At 47.7% G+C, this 19,724-nt stretch carries 19 protein-coding genes; 18 read left to right on the top strand and 1 reads right to left on the bottom strand.

What is annotated here, in order from left to right; translation table 11 throughout:
* The first annotated feature begins 1 nt into the window (after position 1).
* The 11 genes from AB8Q18_08410 to AB8Q18_08360 all read left to right on the top strand — a co-directional run bounded on the left by AB8Q18_08410 (position 2) and on the right by AB8Q18_08360 (position 11,199).
* Complete coding sequence (locus AB8Q18_08410; GenBank protein ID XDZ50219.1) at positions 2–1,618, top strand: hypothetical protein; 1,617 nt, start codon at positions 2–4, stop codon at positions 1,616–1,618.
* Between the two features lie 11 nt (positions 1,619–1,629).
* The gene (locus tag AB8Q18_08405; protein ID XDZ50218.1) at positions 1,630–2,337 is read left to right on the top strand and encodes a hypothetical protein; all 708 of its coding nucleotides are present in this window, start codon (positions 1,630–1,632) and stop codon (positions 2,335–2,337) included.
* A gap of 21 nt (positions 2,338–2,358) precedes the next feature.
* The gene (locus AB8Q18_08400; protein ID XDZ50217.1) at positions 2,359–3,219 is read left to right on the top strand and encodes a hypothetical protein; all 861 of its coding nucleotides are present in this window, start codon (positions 2,359–2,361) and stop codon (positions 3,217–3,219) included.
* A 10-nt stretch (positions 3,220–3,229) separates the two neighbouring features.
* Complete coding sequence (locus AB8Q18_08395; GenBank protein ID XDZ50216.1) at positions 3,230–3,727, top strand: hypothetical protein; 498 nt, start codon at positions 3,230–3,232, stop codon at positions 3,725–3,727.
* A gap of 2 nt (positions 3,728–3,729) precedes the next feature.
* A complete protein-coding gene (locus tag AB8Q18_08390; protein XDZ50215.1) occupies positions 3,730–4,152 on the top strand; it encodes a hypothetical protein in 423 nt (140 codons plus the stop codon).
* An 8-nt stretch (positions 4,153–4,160) separates the two neighbouring features.
* Positions 4,161–5,036 carry a hypothetical protein gene (locus AB8Q18_08385; protein ID XDZ50214.1) on the top strand — a complete coding sequence of 292 codons (876 nt, stop codon included), beginning with the start codon at positions 4,161–4,163 and terminating at the stop codon, positions 5,034–5,036.
* Positions 5,037–5,048: 12 nt separating this feature from the next.
* Positions 5,049–5,339, top strand: coding sequence for a hypothetical protein (locus tag AB8Q18_08380; GenBank protein ID XDZ50213.1), 291 nt, complete (start codon positions 5,049–5,051; stop codon positions 5,337–5,339).
* A 70-nt stretch (positions 5,340–5,409) separates the two neighbouring features.
* On the top strand, positions 5,410–6,840 hold the full coding sequence (locus AB8Q18_08375) for a hypothetical protein (GenBank protein ID XDZ50212.1): 1,431 nt from the start codon (positions 5,410–5,412) through the stop codon (positions 6,838–6,840).
* 2 nt (positions 6,841–6,842) lie between these two features.
* Entirely contained in the window at positions 6,843–7,466 is a 624-nt protein-coding gene (locus tag AB8Q18_08370) for a hypothetical protein (protein ID XDZ50211.1), read from the top strand.
* A 32-nt stretch (positions 7,467–7,498) separates the two neighbouring features.
* Positions 7,499–10,789: a pyocin knob domain-containing protein gene (locus AB8Q18_08365; GenBank protein ID XDZ50210.1), complete on the top strand. Its 3,291-nt coding sequence runs from the start codon at positions 7,499–7,501 to the stop codon at positions 10,787–10,789.
* Positions 10,786–11,199 (top strand): tail fiber assembly protein, encoded by a 414-nt coding sequence (locus AB8Q18_08360; GenBank protein ID XDZ50209.1) that lies wholly within the window; start codon positions 10,786–10,788, stop codon positions 11,197–11,199. The genes AB8Q18_08365 and AB8Q18_08360 overlap by 4 nt, the downstream gene beginning before the upstream one ends.
* A 44-nt stretch (positions 11,200–11,243) precedes the next feature.
* Here AB8Q18_08360 and AB8Q18_08355 read toward each other — a convergent pair whose 3' ends face one another.
* Positions 11,244–11,999: a glycosyltransferase family 25 protein gene (locus tag AB8Q18_08355; GenBank protein XDZ50208.1), complete on the bottom strand. Its 756-nt coding sequence runs from the start codon at positions 11,997–11,999 to the stop codon at positions 11,244–11,246.
* A 158-nt stretch (positions 12,000–12,157) separates the two neighbouring features.
* On the opposite strand from AB8Q18_08355, the gene AB8Q18_08350 reads away from it, so the two are divergent.
* The 7 genes from AB8Q18_08350 to AB8Q18_08320 all read left to right on the top strand — a co-directional run bounded on the left by AB8Q18_08350 (position 12,158) and on the right by AB8Q18_08320 (position 19,545).
* Positions 12,158–12,649 carry a hypothetical protein gene (locus AB8Q18_08350; protein XDZ50207.1) on the top strand — a complete coding sequence of 164 codons (492 nt, stop codon included), beginning with the start codon at positions 12,158–12,160 and terminating at the stop codon, positions 12,647–12,649.
* The gene (locus AB8Q18_08345) at positions 12,634–13,080 is read left to right on the top strand and encodes a hypothetical protein (protein ID XDZ50206.1); all 447 of its coding nucleotides are present in this window, start codon (positions 12,634–12,636) and stop codon (positions 13,078–13,080) included. Before AB8Q18_08350 ends, AB8Q18_08345 begins: the two co-directional genes overlap by 16 nt.
* A gap of 87 nt (positions 13,081–13,167) precedes the next feature.
* Positions 13,168–14,673 (top strand): hypothetical protein, encoded by a 1,506-nt coding sequence (locus tag AB8Q18_08340; GenBank protein XDZ50205.1) that lies wholly within the window; start codon positions 13,168–13,170, stop codon positions 14,671–14,673.
* A gap of 6 nt (positions 14,674–14,679) precedes the next feature.
* A complete protein-coding gene (locus AB8Q18_08335; GenBank protein XDZ50204.1) occupies positions 14,680–15,570 on the top strand; it encodes a hypothetical protein in 891 nt (296 codons plus the stop codon).
* Positions 15,571–15,747: 177 nt separating this feature from the next.
* The gene (locus tag AB8Q18_08330; GenBank protein XDZ50203.1) at positions 15,748–16,278 is read left to right on the top strand and encodes a phage antirepressor N-terminal domain-containing protein; all 531 of its coding nucleotides are present in this window, start codon (positions 15,748–15,750) and stop codon (positions 16,276–16,278) included.
* A 192-nt stretch (positions 16,279–16,470) separates the two neighbouring features.
* On the top strand, positions 16,471–16,980 hold the full coding sequence (locus tag AB8Q18_08325; GenBank protein XDZ50202.1) for a Rha family transcriptional regulator: 510 nt from the start codon (positions 16,471–16,473) through the stop codon (positions 16,978–16,980).
* Positions 16,981–16,995: 15 nt separating this feature from the next.
* Complete coding sequence (locus AB8Q18_08320) at positions 16,996–19,545, top strand: hypothetical protein (protein ID XDZ50201.1); 2,550 nt, start codon at positions 16,996–16,998, stop codon at positions 19,543–19,545.
* Positions 19,546–19,724: the final 179 nt, after the last annotated feature.

The raw sequence follows: 19,724 nt of genomic DNA, 5'->3' as shown, positions 1-19,724 counted from the left end.
CATGGCTCAAACAATTTATAAGCGGCAGGTGATTGGCCAAGCGTCTGGTGTGCAAATCAACATGCCAGTGGACCGAACCGATCGAATGCTGCCACAGCTGGGCGACCAGACACTGGCGACAGTGGGTCAGTTTAGCCGTGGTCGTATTGATAAGCCCTTTTTGGTGCTGTCATCGAAGCTGAAGCAAAAGCTGGGCGTGGCCAAGTCTATTCGCTTGTCGCGCTCAAATGAAACCTACATTCAAATTTTTGACGCTTTTCGTACCGGTGCGGCTGCGGCCGTAGTGATGCGTCTGGCCAGTAAAGCCGCGGTGAACAGCTGGGTGGTCTTGAATCATGGTTCTGAGGATGTGTTGACAACCTCAGAAGACTTGCCTGATGCAGGGGACAGCAAATGGCTCATGGCCATGAAGTTCGCTGACTGCATCAATGAGGGCGTGTACGTGTCAATTGCCCAAGGTGCAACCAAAGACTGGCTGAAAGTAGTGGTGCGTGAACGCTATTACAACAGCAAGGGCATTGAAAAAGATCAGGGCGATGTACTTTATGAGTTTGAAGGCTCGACTGACTACGGCGCCATCGATGAGCAAAACAACTCGGCCTTTATTGGTGATGTGGTTGAAAAGCTTTATCCCGATATGGTTGAGATTGAAGTCAGCAAAGCGCCGTTGGTGGCAGAAGGTGATGCATTGGCCAAAGGTAAGGTTGGCGCCGGCATCGTGGCCTTTGTGGATGATGGCACCTTAACCAATGAAGACTATCAGGCCGCGGCCACTCAGCTTGGTAAAACCAGCATTCCGTATCGCTACATTATGTCGGAAGGCGAAGTCATTGTGTTGGTCAGTGGCCTGGTTGAAACGGCGCAGAAATACAACCGCAAAATGTTCCAAGAAGTGTCGGGTGATTTGTCGCCAGAGGCTGCGGTGGCATGGGTTGAAAACAACTTTGAATTTGATGCCCAGGGCGGCATGTATTGCGATTGGATTTGGACGCCGATTAAGCGCCAAGACCCAACGGGTGTATCGGGTGTGGTGCGTTTGTCGAGCGTTGGCCAAAAGGTCGGCTACTCGTGTGCCCGCAACTCAATCACTAATGGGCACGGTATGTCTCCATTGAATCAGCCCGTGGCCGGTAAAGACTTTTACCTGTCTGGTAGCCAGTTTCAACAGACCTACCATCCAGAAGACGAAGAATTGGCATTGTTGGCCGAGGCCAAGATCAATCCTTGCATCTACTCTGAGTACCACGATGGTAGCGGCTATGTCTGGGAAGACTCGTTGTCTGGGGCTAAGAAATCAGGCATCAGCAAGTTGTCTAGCGTGTCCGAAATGTCGATTTGGTTCCAAGACTATCTTGGCCGCTACTCAAAAAGCTTGTTGCAAAAACCAATGAGTGAAGCGCTGGTGTTGATGGAGCGTGAAATTCGAGCCGTGTGCGATCGTGCCTTTGCCAGTAATTGGCTGGTGGAAAGCGTCAACTTGGGCGGTGCGCCTTATGGCTATGAAGTATTCCCAAATGATCGCTACCCAGACGACCAGATGGACTGGACGATTAACCTGGCTTTTGATGGTGTGGTTCGTGTCATCAAGGGTTCTCAAAACATGTTTTCTAGAAAGTAAAGGAAAAGACAATGGATGATTTTCTATTAGGCGCGCGCAATGCGTTTGCGGCGCCAGTAGCAAAACCAAAAGCAGTCGCCGTATTTGATGGCGTGGAGGTGACGGCTACGGACGCCGCCTCTCAATACGAAATCATTGATCTACGCCTGAGCGTGGCTGCGTTAATGGCTGAGTGGGCCGAAACTGTGGACGATGATTTGGACGATGGTGAGAGCCTAAATGATCGTCTGGATGCGTTGTTTATCGGTTTGTGTGACACCAATAAAGACGGTGAAATCGACGACGATGAAGCCAAAATCTTGAACATGGGCTATGAGCTGGCGGCCGAGTGCTTGACCAAGAAAGGCGTATCAGACGAAGACATTGATGCCTTAATCAATGACGCTGACGATGATGCTGCCGAGCGTGTCCGTGACTTGCTGCTGAATTTGTTGCCTGACGGTGAAGACGCTGTCGGCGATGAAATCCATGGCTTTGCGTTCGATGACGACAGTGATGCTTCTGTATTGGATGGTGCCACGATGGATGCGGTGTACAAAAAACGCATCGTGGTGCGTGCCGGCAAAAAGGTCAAGATTCGCAAGCGCATTTCTGGCCGTGTACGCCTGAGCAGTAAGCAGAAAGTGGCCATTGGTAAGGCGCAACGTAAATCACATAGTGGCGGTGCCCGAGCGCGTCGTGCTCGATCTATGCGTAAGCGTAGCGCGCTTGGTTTGTAGTCAGCATAAAGGGGGCATTGTATGGCTTGGGTAGATCAGATTATTGGTGGCGTGACTCAAATGGTGGGCAAGCAGTTATCCGTCTCGTCCAACTGGGGCTCATTACATCCTGATTTAATCGGCAACATTGCCCCTTGCAGCGTTGATGGCATAGCGGACCCCATCGGTGGTGTGTCAGCACCTTTTCAAGAACTCAATTTTGAACAGGAATTTAACTGGCAGTCTGCGTTTGAGAACATGTCGAGCGATTCCAAGCATCCCACCATCGCCGCGGCCATTCAGTCAGCCTCTATGGTTCAGTCCATCCAGGTGTTAAAGCAGGTGGCCGCGAATGGTGAGGGTGGGCAGGAAGAGCAGCAGGGCATGTTAGCCAAAGGCACTCAGTACCTTGAAGACCTGTTTCAGAAAGGGCAGGGCCGGACGGGGATCACTAAGCTGAACTCACGGCAAGTGTTTACTGGTAACGCCCCATTGAAGCTGAGTGGCACGCTGGTGTTTCGGGCCTACCAAGACCCAATTAGTGAAGTGGTTGGCCCAATCAATCAGCTGATTGCCATGGCTTACCCCAAAAGCCTTGCTGATGGCTTTATTCAAGGGGCGGTTCAAAGTAAAGACGTGGTGAGTTTGTTGTTTCCATCGGAGGCGCCAGGCTATGTTGCTTTAACGTACAAGGGTGTGACGTACAAGCCTTTGGTTATTGAGAACATTAGCCGGCCATTGGTGAACCCGTATAGCCCCATGGGTGATGTTTTTGCTACGGTGCAGATCGCTTTAGGGTCTCATCAGTCTTGGGACACTAAGGATTATATGGCGGCACAGCAGGGCATGTTTGGTGGTTTGGTTAGCGATGTGGTCAACGCGGCATCATCATTATTTAAATAAAGGATTAACAATGTTTGATATTAAAGAACAGAAACGGGCCATTAGCCAGCTTGATGCGCTGGGGCAGCTGGCGCTGTCGTGTGAATACTCAATGGTTATTCATGGCTATGAGGGCCTGATGGTTTTAACCAAAGGTTTTGCTTTGCCGGTGATTGCCCCAGAGGAAAAGATTGACGTGCCGATTGTGGGTGGTGTCATGACTCATACTCAGGCATTGCCACGTACTGATTTTACTCATCAGCTCACCATGTATGAAACGGTGGCTGGCCATTTAACCCGGTTCCATGAAGAGCTTGCCAAAGGTCGAGCGATTAATAATCGGCCCACTTTTTCATTCACTGTGTATATGGGCTCGCCTGAAAAACACACTCATAAATGGGAATGTACGCACGGGATTTTGTTTGGCATCGAGCCGCCCGAAATTGACGTTGAAAACCGTACCGGTTTGATGATGTTTAATGGCCAGATTGCTTACCATTGTTTTGGCAGTGAGAAAGGCAATATCTAGCCATGGCCGGTAAAACCATCCAAGAGTTGGCCCAAGCTTACACCGAGGATCATGTAACCAATCTATTGCCGGTTAGTCAGGTAGCCAAGCTGTTTCTTAAGGCCGTGGCGGAATACCAGGCGCGCGGTAATTTAGCGCAAGAACACCAACGGATTGTTAAAAATGATGCTGGTGTGGCCCAGCTGGTCAGTGAGGTGGTGGTTATTGATGAGTCCTCAGTCATTCATGTGTCTGACTGGGGCGTCATCAAGGTTTTGGCTGAGCTGTTTTGTGAGAAAGAGGGGGCACTCTTGCAGGAGGCCAGCAAAAACCACTCTCATGATCCATTTGGTCGCAATAGCTCGGAAATTGAAGCGGACATCCAGCGTTATCGGGATGAACGTTTGGGCAAGCTGGCCTTCAGTGTTTTGGCCACGACGATTTAAGGAGCCTTATGTCTATCTACAAACCTAGCCCAGTATCGAGTGCCGTTGGTGGCCTATCTAGCCTTGGTGGCAGCTTGTTGGGTGGGTTGAGCCAAGGCTTAGGCCAAGGGGTTGCCGGCTTACTGGGTGATTCGGCGCTGGGTAAGTTTGGTTCACAGGTTGCCGGCGCCGCCATTGGCATGGCCACCAATGAGGCATCGAAGCGGATCAGCAGCGCGGCGCAAATATGGGCGTCTGGTGTTGACCAGAAGCTTGAGGATGGCACCAGAGATGTTTTAAGCGGCTTGGGGCTAAATATTTTTGGCAATCAGGGCATCAACCGTGATGCCCTAATGTTTGCTGGTGGCCTGTCTTTGAGTGACATGAAGCAAATCATTGATGAGGTGCAGGCTGATACTCTGGCACGTAAAAACTTCTATGTTTTGCAGATCAATGACCGATCTGGCCGCGGGCCCGTTGAGGGCGCTGACGGCAACCGTAGCTTATTCAACCTGTTTACCACGCAGCTATCGGTCAATGCTTTTGATATTGGCGGCGAAACGGTGCAGATCGGGTCCGGTGAATTGGATGTGATCAATACGTCGGCACGCTCTGAATTAAACCTGACCGTGATGGATACCGCCGACGGCATCATTAAAGAGTGGGTCACGCGCAAGGCATCTTACACGACGCCAAGTGATGGCACAGTGATGCCGCCTTATTATTACTTGTTTGATGTGCGCATTGTGTACGGCACCAACGTCGCCTATAAGCAGTTTTATGATCAGGTCTACACCATGCGTGTAGCTGGGATGCAGAACGATCTTGGCCGCTCAGAGCAAGGGCTAGAAGAGGTGCCACTGCGCTTTGTACAGAGCGACACGTTTATGCCGCACTGGCTGTAAAAAGGGGACACCATGGATAATGGCATCACTAATTTTTTGTTTGGCCAAATAGACCATTGGATGGGGACCAAGCAAAATGGCTATCTAGGTTCAAATTACGGGGTGGATTTTAAGCAGTATCTGCATCGCCCCATGAGCACCGCTGACGCCAATGCGATCATCGCTAAAATGCGTCAAGACATACCGGCATTAAATAGTGCACCAGAAGGTGCGGTGGCCGTTTATATTGATGATGAGAAATTCGATGCGAAGCACCTGCATATCGCCCTGTTTGATAAAGTACGGACCTATCCCATAGGTTAGGGAACGGTTAAATTTTCATTCCATAAACTCAGCTACGATGAGCCCAATATCAAATTATTGGGCTTTTTTTATGGGCGACCTGTACGAGAAAAAAGATTTTTATGATGCGGCTATGGCCGAGCTGGCCAACTTCCCCGCATTAGCCGAGCGCATCGCTATTGGTGATGTGACGATCACCCAGCAATTTGGCGCCATGGCTCAGATGCTGGGCATGTTGTCGATGCAAATCGGGCTGGCTGAAACGGAGCCATGGACCAAGGCCCGAGACTCAATGGTTTTAGCTGATGCCGCGGCTAAGGGCATCTTGCCCTTTGGCCAAGCGCCCGTTTACCAAATCAATATCCGCAATCAGGAAGACGTGCCTGTGACTATTTCAGCTGGCCGTCGTTTACTGGACAACAAAAGTCGGGTGTGGGTGGTGCGTGACGGGGCCACAATCGGGCCACATGAGGTCAAAACGGTGACGGCCATACAACGGGAGCAGTCCGAGTTTGTGCATGAAGTAGCCGCCTACAAATCGTTTTACCAAGTGGACGTGCCAGAGCCTGGTGCCAATCAGTACTTACTGGGTGTGGATGTGGTCCGCGTTGATGGTGGCAAAACCCTAAAGCGTATTGAGGACTTTAACAACATTGGTGCCGAAACTGACTGCTACCACTTGGGTGTGGATGAAATCATGCGTCTGCATGTGACATTTGGCCTGATGAATAAGTTTGGCTATGTGCCCAAGATTGGCGAGCAATTGAAAATCATCACTTACTTTACGGGTGGTGATATTGGGCTTGAGGGCGGCAGTGAACTGACCTTTGAGTATGCCAGCGAAGACGTGTCAGAGAAAAACTTGCGCGCCTTCTCGGGGGACATTGTGGCCAAAGGCGCCATGCCACAAAGCATTTCGCAGATGCGTGAGATGGCCAAATACCCCTCTATCTATAACAACAACGCAGTGTATTTGGGTGAGTTTGCCTATTTAGTTAAACGTGAGCTAAACCCTTTTGTGTTCTTGTCCATTTGGAATGAGCGGGTTGAGGAATTGGTTAGAAAGCCTGATGTTTTAAACATCAATAAGCTTTTTGTTGCGTTTATCAAGGACGACATGAGCGTGGCCGAAGCGCAGGCCAACATCACTAGAGTCATTGGCCGTGCCGATGATTCTTACGCCATTAAATTTGTGAAGGCCACTGAAAAAACCATCAAGATCGATGTGAAGCTCCGGCTGTCGCCGCTGCATGATGCCGAAGCGGTTAAGGCCAAGGTCAAACTGTGGTTGATTGGCGAGTACGGCCGCGATTCTTCTTGGGCCAAGATGGGCGGCCGGCGAATCAACTGGCAAGAGACTCAAAAGGGGCTGCGTGAAAACGTGTATGAGCTATCGGATGGCACCAGTGACCTGTATTTGACGATTGAAGAGGTGGGCAGCAATTTGCCTGAGGTATTTCAGTATGTCGATAGTGCATCCGTCACCGTGAAGAATGAGCCAATGCTGATGTGGGAGCGCTAGCCATGAAAGCGTTATTGCCACTGGCGCACTCTCACTCACATGACCAGCTAGAAGAAGAGTTGAAAAACTTGATGATCCTGCTGTACCAGAAGCACCTTGAGCCGCGTGCCCGCGACGTCAACGTCACCGGTGCGCCTTTTCTTGGGACCAGCAACATTCAAACCAAGGCGTTGATTCATGACGGCATTGGTAATTTTAATTCCAGCGTGCTGTCTAGCGAATCGCTTCGATACCTGTTGTTGGCCTACAAATACCGCAATGGGAAAAGGGGGCTTGGGTTTCTAAAAACCTTTCTTACCGTGACCTGGGGCAGTGATTTTGAGATCAATCAGCTATGGCAAAAAAAGGGTGGGGTTTACCCATCAGAGCTGAAGACCTTAGCCGAAATTGAGGGAGCGGGTCTTAATGCGAACGACTACTTTCTGACCTCTCGGCTCCAGTTAGTATTGTCTGAAGAAGTGACAGAGTTTCCTGCTGACATTGCTCGAAATCTAGACAGCACTTTGCCTGCACGACTTTTTATCACCGATATTTTTAGAAGCATTGGCTTTGATACAACGATTGCCTTTGGATTTAGTGCGCCGGTGAGCTCAATTAATTTTGCGTATGGCTCGACTGAGCCGTAACGATGGATTTACATTTATTTTAGGTTGCCATGATGAGCAAAAACGAAAAACCAGAAGAAAAATTAGTAGTTAAAATTACCGATGGCGGGTATGTCGCCGCGCTCAATAACCCTAAGGATAAAAATGGCTTTAGGGTTGAAATTACGAAGGCGGTCGTCTTGTCGAAGGGCAAAACCATGGGCACGTTTAACACGATTGGCACCGTGATTGGGCCCCAGCAAATTCGCATTCGCATCAACATTTTTTCAAAGGACCAAGAGTACAGCATTGACCAGGTGAACCTGATTGATGGGGTTTCTGGCGTGGTGTTCTGTACCATCAAGCGAAAAGATGGTGGTGTGATCGACTTTGTGAACCCCTCTAAGCGCACCGTGTTGTCGTGGAACTTAACGTTCGATACCTTTGATGCGAACACCGTGACGATCATTGAGAACAATAGCCAAGACTTGGCTTTGACCGCTTTAGAGCACCACATTGATGATCCAGAAGCCCACCCGCAGTATTTCAAGAAGGCGAATATTTCTCATAAAGTGGATGGTACCGCCAAAGACCTTGTGGCCAGTGAGCTGGCAGTGGGGGACGTGACACGCCGGCTGAATGATTCGGGTATTGCGGGTGATGGTAAAAAAATGAACTCAGTGGCCGAGGCCATTATGTCAGGATTTTATGCCGCGACATCTAGTGTCAAAGATGGCTGGCCTGGCCTTCAAAGTGGTGACGCTATGATTCACTCGCAGTGGAGTGCTAGTCATGGGCTTAATTTTGCTGGGGCCAATTCCAATAATCGCTTTTATGGCCAGACCATATTTAAATCAGTTGCCAGCCCTTGGCTAGAGTTCCTGACTGAGAAGCACCTGTCTAACGTCATCAATGGCACCAGTAAGCGCATGGTGGCCACGGAGTTTGCCTTAAGCACGTTGGCCAATAATATTGCTCAAGTGATTAAGGATGAGGTGTGGACGTCTAAGGTCACTTATTACTCAACAGCGGTATCTATTTTAAGCATTAAAGAGGCTTCAGCTTTGAGTCGGTTGACTGATGGCCCTCTTACCAATGCCATCTTTTTCTATGTGAATCGCCGTAATTACACTGACAATGCCTATTTGATTGAGCTGTCGGAATACAGTGCGAAGAATCCTCGCAAGTGGCAGGGCAACGTTGTGGCTGGCAAGCTACAGGGCTGGGCCGAAGTGACTGGTAGTGATTGGAGTGCCATCCGAGGCCTTCCAGAGCTGATTACTGATCCATCTAAGGGCACTAATACCAATATTGCGTCTGGTACAGCCGTGAAGGTGGTGAATGATATTTTGGACAACCAGGGTTACAGTGCTACTAAATTACAGACTTTAGCTTACTTATTTGGTAATCCAGCGAATGGTAAATATTACTGCTTGGATTCGGACGCTACATTCCTTCCCATGACCCCAGAGGGGAGAACTGCGGCATATGTGGAGGTAACGCACCACTCAAGTAGTAATGATAAATATAGCAAAATGGTATGGACATATGCCACAGGTTCATGCAAATCCTATGAAATTCTAAAAAATAATGGTGTTTGGCAAAAGCCAGATCAGATTATTAAAGCAAAGGATTTTACCAAGGCAACTGGTGGATCTTCTTCGTGGCCGATGTTAAATATCTTAGATTTATATGCAGACGGCGACGACGTTATGGCTAAGCTTACTCAGGCAAGCAAACCAAAAAGTGAGACCTCTGACGGTACTATATGGCATATATGGTTTAAGAGAGCCTCGGATAAAGACGGCCTTGTTTTTATAACGTCGTATCGATCTGAGGTTCCGCGGAGCTATTGTGGCACCATTAATAATGGTGCTCTTCCAGTCTGGGTTCGCCTTGATGGCGTAGATTGGGCCGACATTCGTAACATGAAAACCACTCCACTGGGTACATCAGGGACAGACCTAAATGACCTTAAGTCCATGGGCTTCTACATGCAAACGGCTAACGTTCAGGCCAAACCAGAGCTCAATTACCCCCTAACGTTGGCCGGTACCTTAATTGTTTTAGCAAGCCCCAACACCTCAATCGTCAGCCAGCTATACATGGTTTACAACTCTGGTCGGATTTATTCACGTGGTTGCTATAACGGTGCGTGGAGTAAGTGGGACAAGTATTTAAACGACAGCGATATTTCTCATAAAACCGATGGCACGGCAAAAGACAAGGTTGCATCCGAGTGGGCGCTGGGGGCTGTGGGCATGGTGGCCAATAATGCTGCTCCTAAGCAAACCAAGGTGGTCGCTGGTAACGGTTTAACTGGCGGGGGCGCCTTAACGGGTGATGTTACGGTGACATTAGGCCTGCCAGGTAACATTACCAGCGTCTCAACCAATTCAGTAACCGTGACAGGGCACACCCACGCGATCACCAAGGCCACTACGGCTGCCGCAGGCATCGTGCAGCTCAACAATACACTGACAGGGACCAGTACCGCCCAAGCCCTCACAGCGGCTCAGGGCAAAGCATTAAATGAAGCGATCTTGGCCGTGGCCAATGCGGCGTTGATGAAGGCTGGCGGCATAATGACGGGGCCGCTGGTTGTTCCTGATTTAACTGTACTCGGGCTGCCAACCGGTGGCGGATGCATCGTACCTAGTGGAATAACCGTTACTAACGAGAATGGATCAAGCAATAGTAATTTTACTAGCCTCCAGCTTCAGAATATAGCTGTCGGTGAGGATACTTTGGGTCGTAGATGGTGGTTTGAAGCAGATAGCCGTGGCGTGATGTCATTAAAGGCACGCAAAGAGGACTACGTGACAGGGGATCAGTCGGTATTTGAATTCGCCCCGAATGGGTATGCTCTTTTCCAAGGCATCACGTCACAAACATCTATGTATGTGAATGCAAATTGGGGCAGTTTTTGCATTGATATCCCCTCAATGGCCGCCACAGCGGTCGGGTCTCGCATCCAGTTTTCTAATCAAAATGGCACTGCGGCCATTATTCAAGTTAGAAAAGATGGGAATTCTGCTGGGCAGTTTGTAAATAGTTTTCCTAAGAAAACGGGCACCGTCGCATTAACGAATGATCTGCTTGGTGTTGGGCAAAAATGGCAAAACGTAACAGAAAGTAGATCCCTTGGTGTGACTTATACAAATACGACAGGACAACCAATAATGGTAACAGTTAGTGGTGACTTCAATACCGGGTCATATAACATTGGTGGGGTATCATTCCCAATACAAGATGGGAATGAGTGGTTAAGCATCAGTTTCGTGGTTCCAGCAGGAGTGACCTATTCGGTACATAAACAATCGAACGCGAACGGTATTAAAAGCTGGGGGGAATTGAGATCATGAAACATTTTATTAATGTAGAGACAACCGAGGTATTTGGATTTGAGTCAGACGGCTCTCAAGATATGTTGATTACAGATGATATGATCGAGATGACTAAGGATCAATTTTTGGCATATCAGCAGTACCCAAGCAAATACCATAAATTTAATGTTAATACCATGCAATGGGAAATTAGCAAGTCCGCAAAAGTTAGGCTAGATGAAGAGTTGGCTGATAGTGACAAGGACTTAGCTCTTCAAAGAGTGGCAACTCTTCGTGCTGAGTGCGATCGAGATATTTTGCCATTACAGGATGCTGTTGATTTAGATGAGGCTACGCCAGAAGAGGTTGAACGACTTAAAGATCTAAAGCGTTTTCGGATTGCGTTAAATCGATGGGAACATCCAGAAGAAATCCCCAAGCTGGATTAAAAATGTCCCCATCCATTAAAACGGCGGGGACTTACGGCAAAGAGTTAAAGCCATTTTTTTTTGGTTATAGGTTTCTTGATAATGCGTTTAAGGTGGTAATTAAGGTACTGATAAAAAGGGATGCTATTTTTGGCTATGGCTTGATAATGGTCATCCCTTTTTTGCTCCACTAGAGACCGGTCTGCTTCTAAGTCGGATTTTATTTTGTCAGGGTCATGGTCAGAAACAAGCGCGGGAATTATACAACTAATATTTGTGTAGCCAGCATGCTTAAAGTGTTTCCAGTGATCAGCTACTAGGAATATAGGGCTAAGAGCTTTAGCCATTTTTGAAGCGGCCTTGATATTCATTACATAGCCATGAGCATTCCACGCATCTAAGAGTTCAAAAGACTGGTAGTTACCGTAAATTTGAGTAGGATTTAATTCGTTGTAGCATTGTGGCGAAGTAAGTAGGTAAACATGAGGCTTGTGATTGATACCTTTTAGTTCTAGAGAAGTAAGTACGTTAGGAAGGTCATCGCTTAGAAGTGCATCATCCTCAAGAATTAGGGCGTGTTTAATATTTTCAGAAACCATTTTTTTATAAATAGAAATATGGCTTAGAGAACAGCCCACTTCACCAGCAGTTAAGCAGCAGTCGTCGTAATTATACACAGCCTCTCTTAATTGATCAGCAGACATGGACTTCCCATTAACAGCAGCAATAAACTCAGCCTCAAGACCAAGGCGGTCTAACTGTTCCTGCATGAACTGGCGTTTTTCTGTTTGGTGCTCAAGGTTGATGATGAAGATTTTCATTTAAGTTTATAGTTAAATTATTGATGCAGGATTATAGCATCACACTGGCCAGCTTTAGATTGCTTTTTGTCATACGTAATTAGAGAACACTACCAATCGTGAGGGTTGTGCCCTTTTATAATTTCTAGCATCAGTTCAAATTTTATTAAGGGCACCACATGTTGAATCGTAAAAAGCGTTTCAGAGACCAGCTGAGCATGAGTTTATTTTTGATGAGGGCAGCGTATGGCTTGCTGGCCATGTATACCGTCATTGCTGGTGTGTTTTTGAGTGATAGCGCGCTCAGTCAATTAGTCACTCAAGGCTTGGTTGTAAAGGTCTCGTTGAAAGTGCTGTTTGTGTCATCGGTTATTTTCTTACTCGATGTCGTCATTGGCACGTACAACATTTTAGGGCGCCACCGGCGCATCATGGAAAAGCTATGTGCACTGGGCAATAAATTGCGGCCATGGGGTTATGCCCCATCAGTTGTTTGCTATTTAGGGCTTTGTTACCAGGTAATTGATAATCGCTTGAGTATTTTAGGGTGGCAGGAGCTGTCAATATTTACGGGGCTTTTAAGCGTCATCGGGGCAATCTTTTGGTATCACGAAAGCGTTGTCGTCAACCAAGCAAATAGACACAAGGATGACGTATGTTGCATCGATTAAAAGAAAACCAATTTCGTTGGTTGTCCTATATTAGCCTTGCCTTGGTTTATGCTTTATTTGCGGCACCCAGCTTGGCCAGAGCCCAAAGCCTAAACGAAGCTCTGATGAGTGGTGATGTTTTGATTGATTATGGCTTTAACCTGATTGGTGGCATCTTTGGTGGCGTCGCTCAAATTTGTTTTACATTGAGCAGCCAAAAGAATTACGTCACCAGCACTAAAAAGTTGTGGGTTTATAACCTGGTGATCAGCTCATTTGTGGCGACAGTCACGTTTTTTGCGACTGAGGCATCCAGCAGATGGCAAATTGAAGATAATTTTTTACAGCTGGTCATTGTCTGTATCAGCGGCGCTGCCGGTAGTGAGCTACTGCAAAAATGGCGGGCAGCTGTGGTGAAACTATCAGTTGATGATGGCAATAAAAAAGTATAGCACTGACGTCTCTATATAAAGGGAACCACAAGTAAATTGGGGTTCCCTTTTGTTCATAATAAACCCAATTAATTTGGGTTATTTCACATGAAGAAAACAACGATTGTGGGCATGGATGGTGAGCCTTTTGAGTATTCGACCGCGCCTGAATTAGAGCAGGCTGGGTATCGAACAGGTTCGCAGATGGATACGGTGACGATTAGCCAAATGCTATCATCTCAGGAAACGCCGGCGCGCTCACGAATGGCGATATACCAGATCTATTCATACATGATTGGTGATCCGATCATTTCGACAGCACTGAAGCTGCATATCACTCAGTCTCTGGGCGCTAACGAAACGACGAGCGAGGTCGTTTTTATTGAAGAGCGACCCAACCTATTAAGCAATGAGAAAAAGGTCGTAGAGGACATCCAGAAGGTCCTGCTGCCGATGATTAACCGCTGTGCCTACCAGCTGGCGTACTGGGCGGCGGGCTACGGCGATTCTTATGCCAGGCTGTATGGCAAGGCTAAAGTAGGCATCACTCAGATTGAGGTGTCGGACTTTTTGTTGCCGCCGCTGGTGCAGCCTTTTGAAATTGCGGGGGTGAATGCTGGCTACCACCTGAGTATTGACGCCAAGCGGCCAGTGCCGATGACAAACATGCAGATTGCACGGCTAAAAATGCCACGTATGGGTTTTGTGCCTCAGTTGCGAATGCTGCATAACCACTGGCAAAGCAATATCTTGGACGATGATCCTGCCAACCATTTGCCATTGCCAGCGACGATTGGCGGCAGCTTTTGTGAAGACGCAGAGCGGCCATTCTTCATGCTGCAAAATGCCTTGGTGGGCCTTAACTCTAGCCGTATTTTAGACTCTATTCGGGAAAATATTCTGGGCCTGAACATGGAAGACATGACGGCGCGGCAGCAAAAAGACTTCTTTAATGCGATCACCGGTGTTCTGAAAGCCTCCAAAGACCGTGCCACTGAAGCCATTAAAAAACGCGAGCCGATTGTCGAAAAAATTACCCATATCGTGCCCATTTTTAATGAGAAACAGCTTGTGGCTGTGGACCAAGGCGGCTCGGTTGGCGCCACCAATGCCAATAGCTACAACATCGATGACGTGATGCTGTACGCCAAAATGCTGGCTGCGTCGCTTGGCCAAGACCTGTCCATGCTTGGGTTCGCGGATATTTTATCCGGTGGCTTGGGCGATGGCGGCTTTTTCAGGGTGTCGGCCCAGGGCGCCCAGCGGGCCATATTGATTCGCCAAGGGCTCACTAATTTGATTAACGACATCATTGATGTGCATTGCCAGCATAAATATGGTGGGGTGTTCAAGAAGGGTGAGCGGCCGTTTGAGATTAACTTTGTCGGTGCCCAGACTGCCTTGGAACGTGAAATCCAAGAGACGAAAGAGCGTAAGGCCGTGGCGTCCTCAACCATGCTGCAGGTGTTTCAGCAGCTAAAAGAAGTGGGTTTCTCTGAAGAGGCGGCGATCCAGTTCTTACGTAAGGATTTGGGCTATGACCAAGAGTATGCCGAGCTATATGTTAAGGGTGGCCTGATGCAGCCAAACCAAAATAATCAGATGATGGAGTAGGAAACAATGAAAACAGCTTTAATTAAATACAATGTTTTAGAGCGTGGCCGCAAATACATTGGCCAGCCGCGGAATTTTAATGCGTCACGTATCGCTCAGGTTATCAACTCGCCCAAAACCCAAGAGCTGGTTGAGTCTGGTGACATGGTCGGCTATCTTGGTCACGGCACTCGAGAAGAGTTTGGCTTGCTGCCCTCAGAGGTCGGCTTTAAAAACGGAAAAATGGTGTCGATTGATCCAGCCTTCAAGACTACTTATTTAAAGGCCTATGAGGATGGCACTATCGAGCACATGGCTGAGTTTGCCGATAACGATCTGGGTCGCGCCGCCTATAGTTGGTATTGCAGCAAGCTTGGGGGCTTCTCGAGTGTGGTGGTGCCAAATGAGCAAAATCCAATAGGTTTTTTAGGGTTTGACTATGTGCGAATGCCTAATTTTAATGGCAATCGTGGCTATGTAATGGATTCGGCCGATATTGCTTTCGATTTTGAACGGCTGACGTCTCGGCAGAGCAGCTTGTTGATGCAAGAACGCATGATTGAGCGTCAGGTCATTCTGGACTCTGTCGTGAGCAAGCATCAGCAACTGCAAGAGCGGGTAGATGCTGGCGATATGATTCAGGCCCAGCTGTTAAATGATTTGGAAAGCGTAACAGCCAAATATGATGAAGCTAAATGGGATTTGCAAAATGCTAAGTTTGAGCTTGAGCAGGCTCAAATTGCTTATGAACCGATGATGCGTCTCAGTGTGTCGCCTAGTGACAACTGGTTGGCCCAGACGGCAGTGGCCATGGATTCCTTGGATAGCCGTGAATTCTTGGTTGCCACGGAACGGGACCGCCGGCGTGTGGCGTCAGACCTGCCGTTTGTGCCAGTGTTAGATCACATTATTAAGTAAAAGTAGTGTGGGGAACGCCACGATTTACCACTTGAAGAGTACGGAACAATAAGCCTACTGCCCATGCAGTGGGCTTTTTTTGTTTTTTACGTGTTCAGCCGTCTGCATACGGTGGGGGTGGTTGCTCTATCAGCCACCCCTGCGAGCACGTACTTTATATAGAGATAAGGTAATCATATGGATTTATTTAAAGTACCATTTTTAGGTAATCAAATTATGGTCGTGGCACATAATGGTGAGCCATATGTGGCTATGCGTTCAATTGCTGAGGGTATGGATTTAGCTTGGCAACCTCAGCATGAAAAGATAAAAAGCAAGTTTCATACCTGTGTCACTGAAATCGTGATGCAGGTATCAGGTGACGCTCAGCGTCGTGCTTATACATGCATGCCGCTTCGTAAGCTTCCAGCCTGGCTGTATAGCATTCAGCCAAACAAAGTTAAGGCTGAAAAGCGCGACATGATTATTCGTTATCAAGAAGAGTGTGACGAAGTTCTATGGCGATACTGGACGACGGGCTATGTGCGTCGTGAAGAAATCAAGGCGAATATGGCTGAGCTGGCAGAATTAGAATTAGAGTCAAAGACAAAAGGAAGTGATGCTGGCCGAGCCTTACAGCGCCGTAAGGTTGAAAAGCAATCTATTGAAAGCCAAGTTAAAGTTTTAGAAGGGTTCATGGATCAACTTGAGTTATTTTTTGAGCGTTGAACGTACTATTGTTCTGTAGGGAACGCCACGAATTACCTCTATACAAGTACGGAACAATAAGCCTACTGCCCATGCAGTGGGCTTTTTTGTTTTGCGTAATCGCCAAGTGCATTTGGTAGGGCCACGCTAACCCCTAAATAGGCGTGGCCCGTGATTGCGTATTTATTTGAATAGGGGGTTAGGACGATGAATATGACAAATTTATTATTAAATCCAGCGGCACTGGTGTTTGCTGACGGTGAAAATCTTAAGACTGATAGCCGTAAGGTTGCTAAGGCGTTTGGTAAGCGACACGATAACGTCATCCGTGCCATTGAAAAGTTAGAATGTACCCAAGGATTTGCTGTCCTCAATTTTGAGGTTTGCCACGAAATCAGCAACTTGCAGAATGGTAAGCCATCCAAGTTTTATAGTATCACTAGAGAAGGTGCCATGATGTTGATCATGGGTTTTACTGGCAAAAAGGCTGCTTTGATTAAAGAAGCTTTTGTGACGGCGTTTAAATATATGGAGCAGCAGATAGGCTTTTTGACTCGTTACACTCAAATTTGCCAAATTGAAGAGCAAGAAAAGGTGAGTGCTTCAGGATGTGGCCGAGGCCTTAATGCGTGGAAAGGTATTAAGAGGGAAATCGACACAGTTAAGGATGAGCTGGAAGCCAAGCTTCAGCCTGATCTATTCGTTGGCATTGGCCTATCTTAAATTAAGGGCCATACCATGCAAACGAGCTTAAAACATGATGAAGAAGGCTTTTTGATTGGGCGCTTCAAGGCAGGCCTAATTGATCAGAAACTACAAACGGTGGTCGACAATACCGAGGCAACGCTAAAACTACTCAAGGGCCGAGTAGATGGCAACCGTGTCATTGTATCTGGCCGTGTGCGCGTGACTGGTATGGCTGCCAATGCAGCCAACTTTGGTAAGAAGCCAGCAGTGGCGCCAGTTTATCGAATGGCTGCTAATCAATCACCGATGCTACGGGACAGTCTCATCAGAGGCGGTAGAAGGGCTGACGGTAAAGATGCCAACAAATCGCTGGTTAAATCAATTAAGGCCGCGACGCCGGCGGCCGCTAGAATGCCGTTGGCCAAACAGGGTGACCAACACCTAACTAAGAGCGAGCTGCGTCGCCAGCGGCGTCAACAGGCCATAGAACTGCGTGAAAGTCAGAAGCAGACGAAGCTACTCAAAGACATTAAGGCTAAGTCTGATAGCACCAGTGGGCTTCTGAAAATGTTATTGCCGTTCCTTTTGGGCGGTGGCCTATTGAAGTCTATTTTGAAGGCGCCGGCTGCAATTTTAGGTGGTAAGGCGGCAAAAGGTATTTTGCGTGGAGCGGACGGGAAATTTATTAAAGGTGGTGCCGCCGCCGGTGGTTTGGCCAAAGGCAGTTTTTTTAAAGGGCTTGGGCGCGCCGGCATCATCGGAGCTCTAGTTTCTGCGTGGAATGGCATCAATGTTGAATCGTCTGACCTTAGCCGAGAAGACAAGAATAAAGCGCATACTAAAAATTTAGTAGTCTCTGCTGGCGGTATTGGAGGGGCAATAGCTGGCGCGAAGGCCGGCGCCCTGATGGGTTCTGTTGTGCCTGGATGGGGTACGGCTGTTGGCGGGGTGGTGGGTGGTGTTCTTGGCGGCTTCGGCGGCGCAGAGCTGACTTCGTTAGTCATCGAAAAAGTGGATCAGGTTTTCCCTGAAGGCTTTGGCCAAATGATGGGCAGCTGGGATGGTTTTGTTGGTGGTCTAAAAACCCTTGGCGCGGGGGCCATGGGCCAAATGAGTGCGGGTACCCAGTATGTTTATTATGAGGTGCTGCCCTCTGAGGTGGCTATTGCCATGGGCACCATTACAGGCATCGGTCGGGATGCTTGGGCATCAATTACGGGCTTCGCCAGTGATAGTTGGTCGGAAGTTACTCGCTTAGCCACGCCGTATTACAATGCTGCAACCCAGTTCGCCTCTGATGCATGGACTGCATTTAAAAGTACGGTGGGACCTTGGTTTGAAACCATTGGCGGCTATGCCCAATCTGCGTTTGATACGTTTAGCCAGCTATCTGGGCAGTTCTTTACCTGGTTAGGTAATACATGGCTTGGCCAACAAGCAGGGGCTGCATGGGATGGTGTTAAAAGTGCCGCTAATTCGGTCGCAGATTGGGCGAGTGAGAAATACGATAAAGCCGCTGATTATGTTAACTCAAAGAAAAGGCAGGCTAGTCAAGATTATCAGGCGGGTAAGAAGGGGCGTGGCCAATCTGCTGGCACGAGCGTGGCTGTTGGTGGTGCCATGGTGATGGGGAATGTTGCAGCCGTTAATGCACGTGGTAAGCAAGGTTCTCTGGGTGGAGAGCTTGGTTCTGTCTCGGCAAAATACGAAGGTCGTATTGATAGTGCTAATAGAGATACTGATCAAAATGGTAATCCAGCAGGCTGGGCTTATGGGAAGTTTCAGTTTAATAGTGCAAAAGGCGGACTAAATAGATTTTTTGCTGATAATCCAGCTATAGCGGGGATGTTTACAGGGCTAATACCAGGCACCAAAGCTTTTAATCAAAAATGGAAAGCTGTAGCCAAAGCAGATCCAAAGGGCTTTGAAGTTGCTCAAAATAAAAGTGCTGAAAATCTTTGGTATAAGCCCGCACGAGAGACCTATGCTAAACATGGTTTTGACTTGAATGATCGCGGTGTGCAAGAGGCTGTATTTAGTGGATCTATTCAACACGGAGGCATGAGCACTATTAAATTTAAGGGAGGTAAACTTGGTGTTTTGGGTATCGCTAAACGAATGGCTGGCGGGCGAGATATTCGGAGTTTATCTCCAGAAGAGCAGATCCGTTTGATTTATGCTGCTAGGACTGAATACCACGAGAATGGGAAAAGTCGTTACATCAGTGAGGCTAATGATGCTATTTCTTATAGCAGGAATAAAAACTCTGGGCAGAAAACAAATGCAATACCATCTATAGCTAATAAGGTGGCGCCAGTTGCTATGGCAGCTCCTTTATTACCGCACCTTAATCTTGGGATGGCACAAAAAAGTAACAAAGCATTTCAAATTAATCCTGCCTCTGTTGAGAGTATGACTAAAAATGTATCAATTCCTGTAATGGCTAAATCTCCTACTCAACAGAAGCCGAGGACTAGTGGCCAAAGTCAGGAGTTGGTAGCTACGATTGATGGGTCTATTGCCCATATGCCAAAGGTTAGCCGTTCAGTTACTAATAAACATATTGCCAGTATAGCCAGTGGTGGCATAGTGATGTCTTGATGATACTTACGAAAGGTTTGCCCCTGATGTTGATTAGGCTTGTTTAAAGCGTGAAGATAGTAATGTAGGAACCAAAAAGTTCAGCGTCGCTGGGCTTTTTTTATGTACTCTGACTACTCATGGAATACTTATCTAGTTCATGTCGTGCTTAGTACCTATACCCAATATAAATACGTTAT

The sequence above is a fragment of the Neisseriaceae bacterium CLB008 genome (assembly GCA_041228285.1).
GTDB lineage: Bacteria > Pseudomonadota > Gammaproteobacteria > Burkholderiales > Neisseriaceae > JAGNPU01.
This window is presented reverse-complemented; position numbering and strand designations above follow the sequence as displayed.